Raw genomic sequence first — 16,778 nt, 5'->3', positions numbered from 1 at the left:
TTAAGCAGCAGATACCTTAGGTAAGGTACTACCATACACTTGATCATAAATGAGTGCGGTTTCTACGTGATTCACTTCGTCTCTGGCGGTAATGGCGTCAAACACAAAGTCACGCAAATGTTCAGCATCCCTTAGACTCGCATGTAATAAAAAGTCATTTTCGCCCCCCATATGATAAACACATATTACTTCGGGTAAATCAGCTAATTGTTTTTGAAAGTCATCCACAGTGGTTCGGCTATGATCGCGTAATCTAACAGATATCATGACTTGAATATTGCCGCCCAAAGCTTGTAAATCAACTAACAGTTGAGTGCCTTTGATGATCTTGTCACTTTGTAATTTTTTAATTCTTTCTAGGCAAGAAGAGGGCGCTAGACCAACAAGCTTGGCAATATCTTTGTTGTTCATTCGGGCATCTTGATGGAGCACAGCCAAAATGGCGATATCACTTTTATCTAAGGTTCTTTTGCTCATATTAGGTCTCTTTTGGGACAGAAGGTCCCTAAAATAGTGGCTTTACTGGCACCGGTAACGCTTGGCACATTGCCAGGTATACCATGCTTATAGGCATAAGCTAGCCAAGCAAAAGCGACGGCTTCCACTGCGTCGGCGGGCACACCTAATTCATCTGTGGTATAGAGTTCAGATTCATGTAATTCAGACTCGAGCTCTTCCATAAGAAACTCATTTCTTGCTCCACCGCCACAAATATAAACTTGTTCTACATCGGCAAAAAGTTGAATTTGCTGTGAAATCGTTATGGTTGTCAGCATGATTAAGGTTGCTTGAACCGTTTGTGCTGACAAATTGTGCCCCAGTTTGGCTAAATGTTGGTCTAACCAAGTTAAATTAAAATACTCTCGTCCTGTGCTTTTAGGTGCGGGAGCAGCGAAATAGGGATCGGCGCATAATTGTTCAAGTAAAACCGGATCGGCTCGGCCTTGTGCTGCCCATTGGCCTTTGTCGTCATAGCTTTTACCTGTATGGCGTTTACACCAAGCATCTAACAAAGTATTGCCTGGGCCAGTGTCGAAGCCCATCACTTGTTTACCTGCCTGTGCAGGTAAATAGGTAATATTGGCAATCCCCCCTATGTTAACCACAGCCCGTGCTTTTTCTGGATGGGCAAAAACCGCTTGATGAAAGGCTGGAACTAAAGGTGCCCCTTGGCCACCTAAGGCTATGTCTTTGCGTCGAAAATCGGCTATCACATCTATGTTTGTGAGGGCGGCAATAGTATTAGGATCGCCTATTTGCAAACTAAAACTCCATTCACCATTAGGAATATGTCTTATGGTTTGGCCATGTGAGCCAATGGCGTTAATTTTCTCGGGTTGCAAATAGTTTGATTTAATTAGCGATAAACAAGCTTTGGCAGAAACTTGCGCAATCTGGCGGTCAGCTTGTCCCATGCGTTCAATTTCATTGTGGCCTGGGCTGCACAGTAGATGCAGATCTTGAATCAGAGCTTGAGGTAAATCAAAGGTTTGGTAATCCATTAATTTAGGTTTTCGTCCTGAAAAATCCACTAGCGCTACGTCCAACCCATCAATGCTGGTGCCTGACATCAGGCCTAAATATAATTCACTCATAATGGCCTTAGCGCATGGCTAACATAATGCGTTTGTTGTTACCTAGTTGAGATAGTCTTAACTTAGCGATTTCACTAAATTTAGTTTTTTCACTTGGCTTAATAGGTTGAGCTTTGGGCAAAGTCACAGTACGTGGATTACGATGTACTCCATCAACTAAAAACTCATAGTGTAAATGAGGGCCAGCGGCTAAGCCTGTTGAACCCACAGTTCCTATAACTTCGCCTTGTTTTACCTGCTGACCATATTTCACTTTACGCTTAGTAAAGTGTAAATATTTAGTCACGTACTTTTCGCCATGTTGAATAAACACATGATGACCATTGTATTTGTCGTAGCCTGATTTAATCACTTTGCCATCACCTGCAGCTATCACAGGTGTGCCTCTATCTGCAGCATAATCTACGCCTCTATGGGCCTTCCAGCGTTTTTGAACGGGATGAAAACGGTTCTTTTTAAAGCTAGAGCTGATATACCTAAAGTTAACTGGGGCACGTAGAAAACTCTTGCGCATACTGCGCCCTTCAGGAGTGTAAAAGTTGCCATCTTCATGACGAATAGCGGTGTAACTTTCACCTTGGTTAATAAATTCAGCCGCCACTATATCGCCATTTTCAATAAACTCGCCGTTTATATACAGCTCTTCATACATCACATAAAAACTATCGCCACTTCTAATACCCAAAGCAAAGTCTATATCCCAACCAAAAATACCCGCTAATTGCATAATTTGGTTATTGGTTAACTTGGCTTTTACCCCAGCGTTCCAAAAGCTGGTTTCAATATCGCCCTGCGTATAATTCAGTCGTGTATCTAGGCTTTGAGTTTCAATACGACTAGCAAAATCCTGCTCAGGCGTTTTACTAATAATTAAGCTTTCAGTGTGCGAATAGGGGTAGGTCACTGAATGAAGTTGGCCATGTTGATCTATATCAATTAATAATTCTTCGCCAGGCATGATCTTTAGCAGTTTTTTAGCCAGCTCACCGGCTTGAGTGACTTTGTAAGTGTCTTGTGGAGTTAAACCTAAACGCTTAAAGATAATGGCTAAATTGTCGCCCTTTTTAACTGTAACTATTTGTGGATCTTTAAACTCATCTGCAGCAACTAAATGTTGAGTTGGCAGAGAATCCACTTCTAAAGTTAAATCATAACGCTTGCCAACTTCTAACACAGGCGCAGTGCTTTTGGTGGCTTTTACAGGCTCACTGGGCAATATAAACAAAACTAACAAACACAGCGCAACCCCAGATATCATCCATCTGTGCGGTTTTGGTAGGTTTTTTAAAGACTTTTTAATCACAACTACAACATGGTTTATTTTACTTATCTGCAGAATATAGGGTTTACCCTTATTTTTCCAGCTGCAGGCTGTTTTTTGAGCAGTGCTTTAATATAAACAAGCAAAGAACGTTATTATAAATAATACCTAAAGCCTTTCAATGCCAAGGGTTGGCAAGTAAAATGATTGGCATCAAAAAACGCAAGTTATACACAAGGTTAGATAAGATGTCAGATTGGCAACAAGCGATGGCTGAAATTCAGCGCGGCGCTGAAGAAATACTATTAGAAGAAGAGTTAATCGCTAAATTAAAAGAAGGCAAACCCTTAACCATAAAGGCTGGATTTGATCCAACCGCGCCTGATTTGCATTTAGGTCATACCGTATTGATCAATAAAATGCGCACTTTTCAGCAGCTAGGTCATCATGTGGTTTTTTTGATTGGTGATTTTACCGGCATGATAGGCGACCCAACGGGTAAGAATGTGACCAGAAAGCCGCTGACCCAAGAAGACGTGTTGGCAAATGCAGAGACTTACAAAGAACAAGTATTTAAAATTTTAGATCCCGAAAAAACCACTATTAGATTTAATTCTGAATGGATGAGCCAGCTAGGTGCAGCAGGTATGATCAAATTGGCTGCCAACCAAACTGTTGCGCGCATGTTAGAAAGGGATGATTTCAAAAAGCGCTACAGTGGTGGCCAGCCTATAGCTATTCATGAATTTTTATATCCATTAGTTCAAGGGTGGGATTCGGTAGCCTTAAAATCTGACGTAGAGTTAGGTGGAACCGATCAACGCTTTAATCTGTTAATGGGTCGTGAATTACAAAAGTCAGAAGGACAAAGGCCTCAAACTGTATTAATGATGCCATTGCTTGAAGGCTTAGACGGCGTGCAAAAAATGTCTAAATCATTAGGCAACTACATTGGCATTACCGATTCACCTCAAGAGATGTTTGGCAAAGTGATGTCTATCTCTGATGATTTAATGTGGCGTTATTTTGAACTACTAAGTTTTAGACCTACTAGTGAAATTGCCCAGCTAAAACTTAATATTGAGCAAGGTGCGAATCCACGGGATACCAAAATTGAGTTAGCCAAGGAGCTAATTGCCCGTTTTCATAGCGAACAAGATGCCGAAGCAGCCCATCAAGATTTTATTCAGCGTTTCCAAAAAAATGCGATTCCCGAGGATATGCCAGAATGTGAGTTTACCTTGGGCTCTGAGGGGTTAATGATTGCCAATGTGTTAAAAGAGGCAGCATTAGTCAACTCTACATCTGATGCCATGCGTATGATCAAACAAGGGGCGGTGAAAATAGATGGTGAAAAAGTGGATAACACCAAACATCTTTTTTCTGAAGCACAACAACTTGTATTGCAAGTAGGCAAGCGTAAGTTTGCAAGGGTTACATTTAAATAATAGCCAATCACTCACATCTGGTTTTAATTATACTAGATGTGAGTGAAAGTTATTTTTGTACCTTTTTACTGACTTTGCTCCACACCCCATCTTTATTAGGTAAATTCATCTCACTTAGGTGCATATCTAAGGCTTCCACTGATATTTGAATTTCTCTGACAGATAACCAAAGTGAATACAATAACAACAATAAACTGGCGGCAAAAATAGAACTGCCTATTGTTTGATACTGAGCATAAATAGCCAACATAGATAAAACACATAAGAAAAAGCTCCCCATGCCAGCGCCTTGCATGTGTTTAATTAGTTGAATTCGAGCTCTTAAATTAGCGATTTGAAGTTGGGCGTTTTCACTACTATCAGATAAATCAAAGTTTCGAATGATACTAGCTAATGCCAAAAACCTATTGGTATAGGCTAGCAACAATAAAGAAATTGCTGGGAATAACATAGCTGGGGTGGTGAGAGTAATGTCCATCTAAATACCTTAGTAATCTTATTTGACCACTGGCAATCCTGAAGCTAGCCAGCCTTTCATATCGCCTTCTAACAAAGTAATGTTGCTAAAGCCTGCTTCTAACAGGGCTTTTTCAGCCTTTTTTACCCGATTTCCTGAACGACAGTACAAGATGATGGGATGGTCTTTATTAAACTGCACTACTGATGGATCTGCCATTATTTGTAGATGTGGAATATTGATGGCGCGGGCAATATGCCCTTCTTGGTATTCTTCTTCGGTACGTACATCAATTAGCGCAATATCCTGAGGGTTAGAAAGCAAAAAAGCTTCGCGGCTCATAATATTTGAGTTTTGTGCAATAGTGGCTGTGCTTAAAACTAACATTAAGCACAAAGTTAAGGTTTTTATCATGGATTATCTCCTGCTTTATTTACCAAATAGCCTAATTTAGCTGCTTGAGTTTATTGGCTAAGGCCTAAGCAACCAATAGTACTGATATGACAAAGACCCCAATCACAGTTACCCATGTGGCTCTTTGGAGCGCTGATAACACGCGAGCATTATCTGCTAACACCACTTGGCGTGTACCACCACATCGTGGGATTCGGACTTTATTACCTTTGTATATAGCTGGCCCACCTAATTCTATGCCTAAACTGGCACCACAACTATTAAGCATAAAAATATGCTCGCAATTCCATGTTTGTGTTTTAAATATGGCCTTAACCCCAAAACTTATATTAACCGCAATTAAAATGGATAATACAGCGATTTTATTTGGCAGCCATTGCAGCAGGTTAAGTAAGGTTCGAAGGGGTGTGCCAAAGTGACTAAAGCTAGGGTGTTTTATATTCCAACTTAAAGAGATTTGGTACAGCATTCGATAAATTAATGCCCCTAATCCACCAGTTAAACAATACCAAAATATGACCGCCACAGTCTCAAAGCTGTATCGCAATAATAAAGATTCAATATTGGCCTTAACAAGTCCCATAGGCGACATACTCTGGGTGTCTCTAAGCACAATATGTGACAACTCGTGGCGAGCTAACATTTTTTTCTCTGCCAGCAGGGCTTGAGATACTTTTTGGGTCTGTTTGACTAAGGGTTGAAAACGTAAGGCGATTAGCAACATTAAACTATCAAAAAACATAGGAAATTGAGCCAAAAAGCTTAATACCGCTAAAATCGCTGCAAGAGGCAGCAGTATCACTACTAAAGCCAAACTTCCTGATATTTTTTGTTGCGTAAAAGATTGCGACTCAGGTTTTAATACTTTAGTTGCCATACCATTGGCTAAAGCTTGTATAAAACTTAAAGGGTGATACTTAGCTGGCCAAGGCAAGTAAGACTCAATTAACAGACATAGTATCAACACCCAAACAGCGGAAAGTTGTGCGTTAAATAATATGTCGTTTAATTGTGGCATACTGGCTCAATACCAATTAGTTGCTAGCTGTGGCGGCTAAACGTGCGATAGTTTGCATCACTAAGTTAGCAGAATTTTTAGCGGCTTTTTCTAAATAGGCTTGAAACGACTCAGTAGAGGTTTTTCCAGCAATATCAGACAATGAACGTATCACTAAGCATTTAGTGGATAACAAGTGACAGCTTTGAGCTATTGCCACGCCTTCCATTTCTACCGCACAAACTTGTGGGAAGTTTTGTCTAATAATATCTGCGGCTTCATCACTGCCAACAAAAGAGTCACCTGTACAAATTAAACCTTGTTGAACTTGCACCTCTATGGCTTCTGCGGCGGCTTCTGAGGCTAGCTTAACTAATAAAGTATCACATGCAAAACTCGCGGGCATGCCGGCATTTTGACCCAGTTCATAACCAAAGTGAGTTAAATCTGCATCATGGTGTTTAAGCTCTGTTCCTATCACAATGTCACCAATATTTAGGTGAGTGGAAAATCCACCGGCAGAGCCAGTGTTAATCACATAGTCTGGCTTAAAATGGTTGATCATTAGCGTAGTCGATACTGCGGCTGCAACTTTTCCTATACCGCATTTCACTATGGCAACCTGCACGCCACTTAGAGTACCTACATAAACTTTTAGGTGAGCTAACTGTATTTCTTGGCATGCTTCTAAAGAAGCTTTTAGTAAGGTGATTTCTTCATCCATGGCACCTAAAATGGCAATTTTCATATTAATTTCTTAGCTAAAAAGGGAGGAAGCAAAGTTTATTACGTCTTAACTGAATATTAAACAAGTGAAGGAGTTAAAGCGTCATTTACTCTGTATATTCAAGCTTGGGTTAAACTATCAGGCTTTAGCGAATTAGCTGATTCGATAAAGTTGCCTATTTTTAAGGTGAATAAATTCGCGCTTATATCACTAGGATACTAGGGTTAAATATAAGTCAATTCGCTTTGGGTGCAGCTTATGTGGTTCTCGACTGTCAGTCTTAAAGGTGTTTTTTTTAGTCTATGCCTGTTGTTAATGTCTTGCCAGTCAAAAGTTGTGGTGACTTTGCCACCTGCAGAATTGATGTTTTATGATCAAGGTTACCCTCAAGCGCAAGATGTTCAGATTGAATCTACCCAACAAATTTTTTATCTAGATCAAGAGGCACAAGATTTTGTGAATAAAATCATTGCCTCTGAGCGCAACAGAATTGATCAAATGGAGTTGTTAATTCAATCTATTTTTGACCGTTCAGAATTAAATTTATTGTATCAAGGTGATGCCAATACTACGGCTAACGCCACCTTTCACAATAAGGCCGCAAATTGTTTATCCATGTCTATTATGACCTATGCCTTGGCGCGCCACGCGGGTTTTAATGTGAATTTTCAAGAAGTGATGATCCCTGAATACTGGACAAGGCGCTCAGGTTTTAGCTTGTTGAATGGGCATATCAATCTCAAGATGTTAGCCCCTAAAGAGCCCAATATTATGGTGCTAAATACCCGCGCCTACCAAGTGGATTTTGATCCACAAACCGCAAGGCAAAGTTTACCTAAACGCTTGGTTAATAAGTCAGTTGTGGTAGCTATGTTTTACAATAATAAAGGGGCTGATGCGGTCTTAAATCATCAATATGATCGCGCTTATGCGTACTTTCGCGCTGCGCTTAAAACTCACCCTAGGTTTCATTCTGCTTGGATAAACCTAGGTATCTTGTATCGCTTAAGTGGGCACTACGAGCAAGCAGAACAAGCTTATTTGTATGCGTTGCAACTAAATTCAAATAGCTTAACTGCATGGGAAAACCTAGCGTATTTGTACAACTTTATGCAACGTGAAGACGAGGCAAACAATATTCTAGCTAGAGTAGAAAAAAAGCGCGAAAGCAATCCTTATTACCACGTAAATTTAGGTGAGCAACAATTAGAGCAAAAACATTGGGATCAAGCCTTAGCGCATTTTCGTAAAGCTTTAGCTATAGATAGAAGCAAGCACGAAGTGTATTTTGGTTTGGCTAAGGTCTACTTTGAAATTGGTGAGTTTGAAAGAAGTGAAAAATACTTAAAACAAGCCAAATATAAAGCTGGCAATAGGTTAGACGAAGAGAGATATCAAAATAAAATTGAATTTTTAAATAGCTTGTAAATGCGCTTAGTAAATTGGGTGGCAGCTGTTTTAACTTTGCTTAGCTTTAACACTCAAGGACAGTGCAAGCTAGATCCAACACTAAGTAAATTAACTAATCCGCAACTGCTAAAAGATATTGCTGAGTTATCGTCAAACCCCATGCAAGGCAGAAAAACTGGTACTGCTGGGCATAAGCAAGCTCAACAATTTTTAAAACAGCGCTTTAGCCAAATAGGGCTAAAAGCGTTTTTAGACTTCTATCAATTTTCCCATTCTTTTCCGTACCCTAAATCTAGCTCAAATAAATTTGGCATGAATATAGTGGGCTGGGTTGCTGGTCAGCAATTTCCTGAGCAAATTATTGTGGTTACCGCCCATTATGATCATCTAGGTAAAAAAGGCAGTCGAATTTATTTTGGAGCCGATGACAATGCGTCAGGTGTAGCGGCTATGCTGTTTTTAGCGACTGAGGTTCTGAAACGTAAAGGCTTGGCGCATTCAGTGGTTTTTGTTGCCACTGATGCAGAAGAAAAAGGTTTATATGGAGCCAAGGCCTTAGTGCAGGCACTGTTGGCAGCAAAGGTCCAAGTTAAATTAAATCTAAACTTAGATATGCTAGCGCAAGGTGGGCGAAGAAATCGTTTGTATGCCACTCATAGTCGTAACCAGCAAACCTTGGCTGAATTAATAAAGCAAGTGGCTAGTCAGGCGCCATTGTGTTTGATTAATGGGCATCGTAAAAGTCAAAACATTGGTAGGTCTAATGATCGTATAAATTGGCGTATGGCCAGTGATCATGGGGCGTTTTTAAAAGCTGATTTGCCTTTTATATTTATTGGGGTTGGGGTGCACAATCAATATCACACAGTTCGAGATAACTTTGAAAATATTGACCAAGACTTTTTTGTGGCTGCAGCATCAACCGCATGGCAAGTATTGCAGGCGGTTGATGCTTTAGAAGAGGATTAGGCTACGCCTAATTCTTTTAAACGCTCAGCTAGGTAGCTTTTAGCTGTGTAACGGTCAGACAGCACTACTTCTGGATTTGGATGTAAAAACAGAGGTAATGAAATACGTGACTTAGTTTGATCACTACCTTCTGGATTAATCACTCGATGCGAAGTAGACGGAAAATACCCGCCCGAGGCTTCTTGTAACATATCGCCAATATTCACTATAAGCGTGCCAAAATCACAAGGTACATCTATCCACGAATCTCCTGTACCTTTTACTTGTAAGCCAGGCTCGTTAGCTGAAGGTAAGATAGTTAACAAGTTAATATCTTCATGTGCAGCAGCGCGAATGGCATCTGGCTCTTCTGAGCCATCTAAAGGTGGGTAGTGCAATATGCGTAACAAGGTTTGTTCGCTGTCTTTGACCATGCTAGAAAGTGATTGGGTATATTTTGCCGATACTTCTGCTGGTGAATGTTTTTCTACCCAAGCTAAAAGCTCTGAAGCTAAGGCTGTGGCATCACGGTAATAGTCTTCTACTTCTTTTCTTAGTGCTTCTGGGCAACGTCCCCAAGGATAAAAATGGAAATATTCTTTAATGTCTTTTTTCTTAAAACCTTTGGCAGTTTCAGAAATAGCAGTAGAGAAAAAGCCATCATGGGTTTCTTTAGAATAAGCAAAATTCTCTTTTTCTTCACTGTTAAAAAATGCCTGCCAGCGTTCATAAATGCTACTTACACGCTCTTGGCTAATAGGGTGGTTTTTTAACACCCCAAAACCGGTTTTATGCAAAGACTCTACAAATAGTACATCTGCATTTGGGGCCTGATAATCGACTGCGATTAATTCCATCTTGTTCTCTCTATTCTACTAAATTCTGGTTATAAACTGAGGTAAAACCCTGCTAACGCGGCGCTCATAAAGTTAGACAATGTGGCTGCTAACACGGTTTTTAATCCTAGTTGAGCAATTTCTTTACGTCTATTGGGAGCCAAAGCGCCTATGCCTCCCATTAATATGGCAATGGATGAAAAGTTTGCAAATCCGCATAAGGCAAATACCACTATGGCTTGTGAATGCGGTGACAATTCTTGCTGATTTTGCAAAAAGTCTAAATAGGCAACAAATTCATTCACTACTATTTTTTGGCCTAAGAAACTACCGGCAATATTGGCTTCATTCCAAGGTACCCCTAACGCCCAGGCTATGGGTTGAAATAGGTAACCTAAAATAACTTGAAAGCTTAAACTTTCGTTTCCTGCTAAACCGCCGGCCCAGCCGATTAATCCATTAAGTAAAGCAATTAAACCAATAAAGGCTAACAGCATAGCCCCCACGTTTAAGGCTAAGTGTAAGCCAGATGCAGCACCGCTAGCTGCAGCATCAAAAATATTGGCATATTCGTTGTCTTTATCTTCTTGCTCGGTAAGTTCGTTTTTGTATTCTTCGGTTTCAGGGATAATGATTTTGGCCATTAATAGGCCACCTGGTGCAGCCATAAAGCTAGCCGCCAATAGGTATTCTATTTTTACTCCCATACCTGCATAACCAGCCATGACCGAGCCGGCGATTGAAGCAAGCCCCCCAACCATAACCGCAAATAATTCAGAACGAGTAAGGTTTGGAATAAAAGGTTTAATCACCAGTGGTGCTTCGGTTTGCCCAACAAAGATATTGGCCGCTGCAGACATAGACTCTGGGCGACTGGTTTTCAAAAAGAACTGTAAAAACCCACCTATCACCCGAATGATAAAATTCATAATTTTTAGGTGGTATAACACAGTGATCATTGACGAGAAAAACACTATGACAGGCAATACATTAAAGGCAAAAATAAAGCCCATTGATTTATTACCTAAAGGGCCAAAGATAAAATCTATACCGTCTTGGCTATAGTCGATAATGTTTTTCACATAGGTAGTCAGAGCCAATAAAAACTCTTTACCCGGTGGAAAATATAATACTAAGGCGCCTACCGCAGCTTGAATGGCAAACGCGCCACCCACTGTGCGCCAATTAATTGCTTTTTTATGCGATGAAAACGCAAAAGCAATTAACAACATTAACGCCACACCTATTAAACTGGCCATATGGTTTCCTTTTTAATTTTTATTTTTACCATGTTTAAGCAACGTACTGATTTATTACAGTAGGCTTTGTTGAATATGAGACTTTATTACATCAAGAGCAATGCGGTTTTTGCCACCTTGGGTCACAATCACATCAGCGGTAAAACGACTAGGCGAGATAAACTGATGATACATTGGTTTAACTGTGGACTCATATTGATTGGCCACTGACTCCAAGGTACGTCCTCGTTCTGCTATATCGCGTTTCATTCTGCGCAGTAAACAAATATCTAATGGCGTATCGACAAATATTTTAATATCAAATAACGGCTGTAAGGCATCATTGGCTAACAACATTATCCCTTCAATGATGATAACAGGCGCTGAAATTAAGGTTTCGGTTTTAGCCAGTCGAGTATGAGTTTTATAACAGTAATGTGGGTACTCAATTGACTGCCAATTTTTTAATGCGGTTAAATGCTTAACTAGCAACTCATGCTCAAAAGCTTTTGGGTGATCATAATTATTTTTTTCGCGCTCGCTCATGGGCAAATGGTCTTGAGAACGATAATAATGATCTTCCCGTAAAATTTGTACTGTTTTGCCCTCTTCAGAAAATTCTTTCAATAAATTCTCAGTAAACAAGGACTTACCAGAACCAGAGGCGCCAGAAATGGCAATAACTAAAGGGGTAGACATACCGAACCATTATCATGTGAATTAAATTGGTACGAAAGATACCAGCGAATGGGCAAAAAGTCAGTTCACAATGTGTATTTTTATAACTTGACTTAATGGTCAAGTTTGTTAGTTAATTGTTAAATCTTGCTCGTTTTTAGGTACAATAGATTAAAAGCGCAACAAATAGATGTTTTTATTAGGGTACTGTTATGCACGTAATAAAAGTGTCATAATCTATCTGTTACACTTGTTTTAATAGGAATGAGAAGTCGATTTCAATCGAACAACCACGCCTTTGGCTAAGCCTGTAGGCATTATGTACATATAGCAGTTCAAACAAATTGTTTAGAACACATAAAACTTAGGAAGCACACAATGTTTAAAAAAACCAAACTCAATCGCATAGCGATTGCTGTTGCTATGTCAGTCGGCATGTCAACTGCTGCGATGGCGCAAGAAACCTCTTCAGGTATCTCAGGTAAAGTTGTAGGCCCACAGGGCAATGCTGCACCTGGTACAGTAGTAACTATTACTCACGTACCTTCAGGCACAGTTAAAACAACTGTAGTAAATTCATCTGGGCAATTTTCTGCAAAAGGTCTTCGTGTTGGCGGTCCTTACAGTGTAAAAGTTGATTCAGACAAGTTTGAAGACACTTTAGTTAACGATGTGTACTTAACCCTAGGTGAAGCATACAACTTAAACGTTGCGCTAGAGATGGAACAAGGTGTTGAGAGCATAGTAGTTACCGCTTCTGCAATCAGCAGTTCGGCTTTTGGTGGCACAGGTCCTGCTGCTAACTTTAACTTAGCTGACTTAGAAAATGCTCCGGCAATTAACCGTGACATTAATGATGTTATCCGTGCTGATCCACGTATATATATCGACGAAAGCTTCAATGATGCTGTTCAGTGTGCTGGTGCCAGTCCTCGTTTCAACAGCTTGACACTTGACGGTGTTCGCATGAACGATAACTTTGGTCTTAACAGCAACGGTTATCCAACAGAGCGTATGCCTTTTTCTTTTGACGCTATCGAGCAGGTTGCGGTTGAATTAGCACCTTTTGATGTTCAATACGGTGGTTTTACCGCTTGTAACATCAACGCTGTTACTAAGTCTGGTACTAACGAAATTCACGGTAGTGCTTTCTTTGATTACACAAACGATTCGTTGAAAGGTGATACTGTTGAAGGTAATCAACAAGACAACGGTAATTACTCTGAAAAGCGTTACGGTGTAAACGTTGGCCTTCCGATTATCAAAGACACGCTTTTCTTCTTTGGTTCATTTGAAAAAGTTGAAGGCGTGCAATTATTTGGTTATGACGCTTTAGGTTCACGTATAAGTCAAGCCGAAGTTGACCAAGTAACAGAAATTGCGCAACGTGTTTATAACTACGATGTAGGCGGAATGCCAGGTAGTGCGCCAATTACTGATGAAAAGTTATTGGTTAAATTAGATTGGAACATCAATGACCAGCACCGTGCATCACTCATGTACAACTGGAACGATGGTTTTAGTTTAAGTCAATCGGATGGTGGCTCTAGCCGTTTATCATTGTCTAATCACTTCTATGAGCGTGGTGCTGAGCTTAAAAATACCGTAGTGTCTGTCTACTCAGATTGGTCTGATGATTTCAGTACTGAACTACGTATTGGTACGACTAAGCTAGATAACCGTCAACAATCTTTAGATGCTGACTCAGGTTTTGCTGAAGCACAAATCAGAACGGGCGGTGGTACTATCTATATTGGTCCTGATGATTCTCGTCAATCAAATGACCTAAACTACACTGTTGACTCATTCAAATTAGCTGCTACTTATTACGCTGGTGACCACAAGTTGACCGGTGGTATTGAAGTTGAAAAGTTAGACGTATTTAACTTGTTTATGCAGCACACTGTAGGTGAATACCGTTTCCGTTCAATTGCTGATTTTGAAGCAGGTAAAGTTGACCGTATTTATTACAACAACTCTGCGGGAACAAACAACCCAGCTGATGCCGGTGCAACTTTCGCTAACACAACAACCACTCTCTATATTCAAGACGATTTTGATTTGACTGATGATGTGCAGTTAATGATTGGTTGGCGCTACGATGAGTATAGCTCTGATGATGTACCAAACTTAAACTCTAACTTCCAAGGTCGTTACGGCTTTGCTAACACAGCAAATGTTGATGGATTGTCATTATTACAACCTCGTATTGGCTTTAATTGGGCTGCGGCTGATAACCTAGAAGTACGTGGTGGTATGGGACGTTACTCAGGTGGTAACCCTAATGTTTGGATTTCAAATGCTTACTCTAATGATGGTGTAACTAACATTGGTGTGCGTGAAAGAGAAATTGAAAACTTTGATACTTTGTTTAACACTGAGTTAACTGGTCAAGGTCGTCCAATTTATGATATCCCTCAAGCGATGTTTGATGCAGTTGCTAATACCTCACCTACAGCAGGTGATGGTGGCGTAAATGCAACCGATCCAAACTTCAAGCTTCCTCACGAATGGAAATATGCTTTAGGCGCTACTTATCTTACTGAAGATGATTATGTAATTAGTGCTGATTTAATGTTCACCAGAAAAGTAAACTCAGCCATGGTGACTGATTTAAGTTTGACTGATTCAGGTGATAATGCACCAGATGGTCGTCCAATCTATGAGTCTAATGGTCGTTTTGATGGTAATGACTTATTGTTAACTAATGTTAAAGGTTCTGACGGTGAGTCACGCGTATTATCGTTAGCTGTGAGCAAAGAGTATGACTTTGGTTTAGATGCAACTTTAGCTTACGCTTACACACGTTCTACAGACGTAAGCCCAATGACTAGCTCTACTGCTGGTTCTAACCACAGAAACGTGGCTACTTCTAGTTTGAACAATCCAGGTGTTGCTACGTCTAACTATGAAATTCGTCATCGCTTAACTATGAAGTTAGGATATGCACGTGAGTTTTTTGATGGACTTAACACCCGTTTCAGCCTATTTGGTACTGCTAACGAAGGTAAGCCAATTTCTTACTCATTTGATGATGCAAGCGATATGTTCAGAGATTCAAATGACTACAGAAGTTTAATCTATATCCCAACTGAGAATGACTCTAAAGTGGTATACGCTGATGGCTTTGATAAAGCGGCATTTGATCAGTTTATCGCTGACAATGACCTAACTCGTGGCAGCATCATGGGTCGTAACTCTCACTCAGCTGACTGGTGGGTGAAGTTTGACTTACGTGTGTCTCAAGAGCTTCCAGCTTTCTACGAAGGTCATAAAGCAAGTGCTTACTTTGTAGTTGAGAACTTTGGTAACTTACTAAATGATGATTGGGGCGTTTATCGTCAAGGCTCATTTGTTGCAGATGACGTAATTTCTGCTTCAATCAATGACCAAAATCAATACGTTTATGAAGAATTTAACGATGCCGAGCAAGGCGTAAACCGCGGTGCTTCTCTTTGGGAAATCCGTTTCGGTGTTAAATACAAGTTCTAAAAGTTGATAAATAAAGTGCCAAAGCCGACTCTTTTGAGTCGGCTTTTTTATTTGTATGAATTAGTTAAGTAAATTAGAGAGAATGCATGAAATTAGTTAGCTTCGGATTAGTAGGATTGTTATTAATGACGGCATGTAAAGCACAAAAGGAAACCAGCACAGTTCGCATAGCCACCTTTAATGTCAGTATGGAAGCTAGCAATTATGTAGCACCCAAAGCCGAGGTAACAGGTAACGAATTGCATCAACAGCTTAGTACTGCCGATAATGCACAAATTAAAAATATTGCTGAAATTATCCAAAGGGTAAGGCCAGATATTTTGTTATTAAATGAATTTGATTATTTGCCAAGTAATCAAGCGGATATCAAACACTTTACACAACATTATTTACAGCAAAGTCAAAATGGCCAAGCACCCATTGAATATCCTTATGTGTATACAAATGAAGTGAATACTGGGATAGATTCTGGGCTAGACTTAGATAAAGACGGTATTGCTTCAGGCAGTAAAGGTGATGCTTTTGGTTTTGGCTTTTTTGCTGGTCACTATGGCATGTTAGTGCTTAGCCAATATCCTATTCATATTGAGCAAGTCCGCAGCTTTCAACGTTTTTTATGGAAAGATATGCCTAACAATTTGTTGAGCACAATTAAACAAGCAGACGGACAAGACTATTATTCTTCAGAGGCTCAGAATATTTTACGCTTGTCTTCAAAGTCTCATTGGGATCTGCCAATTCAAATAGGCAACCAAGTTTTGCATTTATTAGCCAGTCATCCTACGCCCCCAGTTTTTGATGGCCCAGAAGATAGAAATGGAAAACGCAATCACGATGAAATTCGCTTTTGGCACGATTATATTTCTGGTCCTGATGAATCAAGTTATATCTATGATGATCAGGGTAAAACAGGTGGCTTGGCTGATTCACCCTTTGTTATTGTGGGTGACTTAAATGCCTCAATACATGATGGCGATGCTTATAAGACTGGGATCTCGGCTTTATTGGCGCATAAGTTAGTGAACAATCAAGTGCAGCCAAAAAGTGTTGGGGGCAAAGAAAACCGCCCCGAAAACCCTAATGCAGCGACTCATACTGCAGCCTGGGGGATGCGCGCTGACTATGTCTTGCCATCAAATGATTTAACAGTAAAAAACGCTGGAGTGTTTTGGCCAAGCAAAACTGACGCTTTATTTAGATTGGTCAAAGACCGTAGCAGTTCATCAGATCATCGTTTAGTGTGGGTCGATATAACGCTAGCCAATTAGTCTAAAGCC

General features: G+C 40.1%; 15 protein-coding genes. 5 read left to right on the top strand and 10 right to left on the bottom strand.

The annotated features are described in order from the left end of the window. Genes ACVCDT_RS12600 through ACVCDT_RS12590 form a run of 3 tightly spaced genes read right to left on the bottom strand, consistent with a single transcriptional unit; the run spans position 1 to position 2,898 of the window. Positions 1–477, bottom strand: coding sequence for an Lrp/AsnC family transcriptional regulator (locus tag ACVCDT_RS12600; protein ID WP_447133139.1), 477 nt, complete (start codon positions 475–477; stop codon positions 1–3). Next, positions 474–1,595 carry an anhydro-N-acetylmuramic acid kinase gene (locus tag ACVCDT_RS12595; RefSeq protein WP_447133138.1) on the bottom strand — a complete coding sequence of 374 codons (1,122 nt, stop codon included), beginning with the start codon at positions 1,593–1,595 and terminating at the stop codon, positions 474–476. Before ACVCDT_RS12595 ends, ACVCDT_RS12600 begins: the two co-directional genes overlap by 4 nt. 7 nt (positions 1,596–1,602) lie before the next feature. Continuing rightward, positions 1,603–2,898: a peptidoglycan DD-metalloendopeptidase family protein gene (locus ACVCDT_RS12590; protein ID WP_447133137.1), complete on the bottom strand. Its 1,296-nt coding sequence runs from the start codon at positions 2,896–2,898 to the stop codon at positions 1,603–1,605. A 206-nt stretch (positions 2,899–3,104) separates the two neighbouring features. Between ACVCDT_RS12590 and tyrS the strand changes: the two genes are divergently transcribed. Then, positions 3,105–4,304 (top strand): tyrosine--tRNA ligase, encoded by a 1,200-nt coding sequence (gene tyrS / locus ACVCDT_RS12585; protein WP_447133227.1) that lies wholly within the window; start codon positions 3,105–3,107, stop codon positions 4,302–4,304. A 49-nt stretch (positions 4,305–4,353) separates the two neighbouring features. Here tyrS and ACVCDT_RS12580 read toward each other — a convergent pair whose 3' ends face one another. The 4 genes from ACVCDT_RS12580 to mtnN all read right to left on the bottom strand — a co-directional run bounded on the left by ACVCDT_RS12580 (position 4,354) and on the right by mtnN (position 6,920). Continuing rightward, positions 4,354–4,782 (bottom strand): DUF2721 domain-containing protein, encoded by a 429-nt coding sequence (locus ACVCDT_RS12580; RefSeq protein WP_447133136.1) that lies wholly within the window; start codon positions 4,780–4,782, stop codon positions 4,354–4,356. A gap of 18 nt (positions 4,783–4,800) precedes the next feature. Further along, positions 4,801–5,175 carry a rhodanese-like domain-containing protein gene (locus ACVCDT_RS12575; RefSeq protein WP_447133135.1) on the bottom strand — a complete coding sequence of 125 codons (375 nt, stop codon included), beginning with the start codon at positions 5,173–5,175 and terminating at the stop codon, positions 4,801–4,803. Positions 5,176–5,239: 64 nt separating this feature from the next. Continuing rightward, positions 5,240–6,193, bottom strand: a complete 954-nt coding sequence (locus ACVCDT_RS12570) for a cobalamin biosynthesis protein CobD/CbiB (RefSeq protein WP_447133134.1) — start codon at positions 6,191–6,193, stop codon at positions 5,240–5,242. A gap of 16 nt (positions 6,194–6,209) precedes the next feature. After that, positions 6,210–6,920, bottom strand: coding sequence for a 5'-methylthioadenosine/S-adenosylhomocysteine nucleosidase (gene mtnN, locus ACVCDT_RS12565; RefSeq protein WP_447133133.1), 711 nt, complete (start codon positions 6,918–6,920; stop codon positions 6,210–6,212). Between the two features lie 294 nt (positions 6,921–7,214). On the opposite strand from mtnN, the gene ACVCDT_RS12560 reads away from it, so the two are divergent. Further along, complete coding sequence (locus ACVCDT_RS12560; RefSeq protein ID WP_447133132.1) at positions 7,215–8,327, top strand: tetratricopeptide repeat protein; 1,113 nt, start codon at positions 7,215–7,217, stop codon at positions 8,325–8,327. Further along, positions 8,328–9,278: a M20/M25/M40 family metallo-hydrolase gene (locus ACVCDT_RS12555; protein ID WP_447133131.1), complete on the top strand. Its 951-nt coding sequence runs from the start codon at positions 8,328–8,330 to the stop codon at positions 9,276–9,278. On the opposite strand, the gene ACVCDT_RS12550 is transcribed toward ACVCDT_RS12555, so the two are convergent. Genes ACVCDT_RS12550 through udk form a run of 3 tightly spaced genes read right to left on the bottom strand, consistent with a single transcriptional unit; the run spans position 9,275 to position 12,030 of the window. Then, on the bottom strand, positions 9,275–10,114 hold the full coding sequence (locus ACVCDT_RS12550) for a 2OG-Fe(II) oxygenase family protein (RefSeq protein ID WP_447133130.1): 840 nt from the start codon (positions 10,112–10,114) through the stop codon (positions 9,275–9,277). The two genes, ACVCDT_RS12555 and ACVCDT_RS12550, sit on opposite strands and share 4 nt — an antisense overlap. 29 nt (positions 10,115–10,143) lie before the next feature. Further along, complete coding sequence (locus tag ACVCDT_RS12545) at positions 10,144–11,352, bottom strand: NupC/NupG family nucleoside CNT transporter (RefSeq protein WP_447133129.1); 1,209 nt, start codon at positions 11,350–11,352, stop codon at positions 10,144–10,146. A gap of 54 nt (positions 11,353–11,406) precedes the next feature. Beyond that, complete coding sequence (udk, locus tag ACVCDT_RS12540) at positions 11,407–12,030, bottom strand: uridine kinase (protein WP_447133128.1); 624 nt, start codon at positions 12,028–12,030, stop codon at positions 11,407–11,409. A 357-nt stretch (positions 12,031–12,387) separates the two neighbouring features. Here udk and ACVCDT_RS12535 point away from each other — a divergent pair, with 357 nt between their 5' ends. Both ACVCDT_RS12535 and ACVCDT_RS12530 read left to right on the top strand, forming a co-directional pair. Beyond that, the gene (locus ACVCDT_RS12535; protein ID WP_447133127.1) at positions 12,388–15,501 is read left to right on the top strand and encodes a TonB-dependent receptor; all 3,114 of its coding nucleotides are present in this window, start codon (positions 12,388–12,390) and stop codon (positions 15,499–15,501) included. Between the two features lie 86 nt (positions 15,502–15,587). Beyond that, positions 15,588–16,769, top strand: coding sequence for an endonuclease/exonuclease/phosphatase family protein (locus tag ACVCDT_RS12530; RefSeq protein WP_447133126.1), 1,182 nt, complete (start codon positions 15,588–15,590; stop codon positions 16,767–16,769). The last annotated feature ends 9 nt before the right edge of the window (positions 16,770–16,778 follow it).

It is taken from the genome of Paraglaciecola aestuariivivens, assembly GCF_052983255.1.
The sequence above is the reverse complement of the archived record's forward strand: the minus strand, read 5'-3'. Positions and strand labels throughout refer to the sequence as shown.

What these genes read in the sequence shown, in the direction of transcription:
- ACVCDT_RS12545 (WP_447133129.1), bottom strand. Translation starts at nt 11,352, where the DNA reads ATGGCCAGTTTAATAGGTGTGGCGTTAATGTTGTTAATTGCTTTTGCG.
- ACVCDT_RS12600 (WP_447133139.1), bottom strand. Translation starts at nt 477, where the DNA reads ATGAGCAAAAGAACCTTAGATAAAAGTGATATCGCCATTTTGGCTGTG.
- ACVCDT_RS12595 (WP_447133138.1), bottom strand. Translation starts at nt 1,595, where the DNA reads ATGAGTGAATTATATTTAGGCCTGATGTCAGGCACCAGCATTGATGGG.
- ACVCDT_RS12580 (WP_447133136.1), bottom strand. Translation starts at nt 4,782, where the DNA reads ATGGACATTACTCTCACCACCCCAGCTATGTTATTCCCAGCAATTTCT.
- ACVCDT_RS12575 (WP_447133135.1), bottom strand. Translation starts at nt 5,175, where the DNA reads ATGATAAAAACCTTAACTTTGTGCTTAATGTTAGTTTTAAGCACAGCC.
- tyrS (WP_447133227.1), top strand. Translation starts at nt 3,105, where the DNA reads ATGTCAGATTGGCAACAAGCGATGGCTGAAATTCAGCGCGGCGCTGAA.
- udk (WP_447133128.1), bottom strand. Translation starts at nt 12,030, where the DNA reads ATGTCTACCCCTTTAGTTATTGCCATTTCTGGCGCCTCTGGTTCTGGT.
- ACVCDT_RS12570 (WP_447133134.1), bottom strand. Translation starts at nt 6,193, where the DNA reads ATGCCACAATTAAACGACATATTATTTAACGCACAACTTTCCGCTGTT.
- ACVCDT_RS12535 (WP_447133127.1), top strand. Translation starts at nt 12,388, where the DNA reads ATGTTTAAAAAAACCAAACTCAATCGCATAGCGATTGCTGTTGCTATG.
- ACVCDT_RS12530 (WP_447133126.1), top strand. Translation starts at nt 15,588, where the DNA reads ATGAAATTAGTTAGCTTCGGATTAGTAGGATTGTTATTAATGACGGCA.
- ACVCDT_RS12550 (WP_447133130.1), bottom strand. Translation starts at nt 10,114, where the DNA reads ATGGAATTAATCGCAGTCGATTATCAGGCCCCAAATGCAGATGTACTA.
- ACVCDT_RS12555 (WP_447133131.1), top strand. Translation starts at nt 8,328, where the DNA reads ATGCGCTTAGTAAATTGGGTGGCAGCTGTTTTAACTTTGCTTAGCTTT.
- ACVCDT_RS12560 (WP_447133132.1), top strand. Translation starts at nt 7,215, where the DNA reads ATGTCTTGCCAGTCAAAAGTTGTGGTGACTTTGCCACCTGCAGAATTG.
- mtnN (WP_447133133.1), bottom strand. Translation starts at nt 6,920, where the DNA reads ATGAAAATTGCCATTTTAGGTGCCATGGATGAAGAAATCACCTTACTA.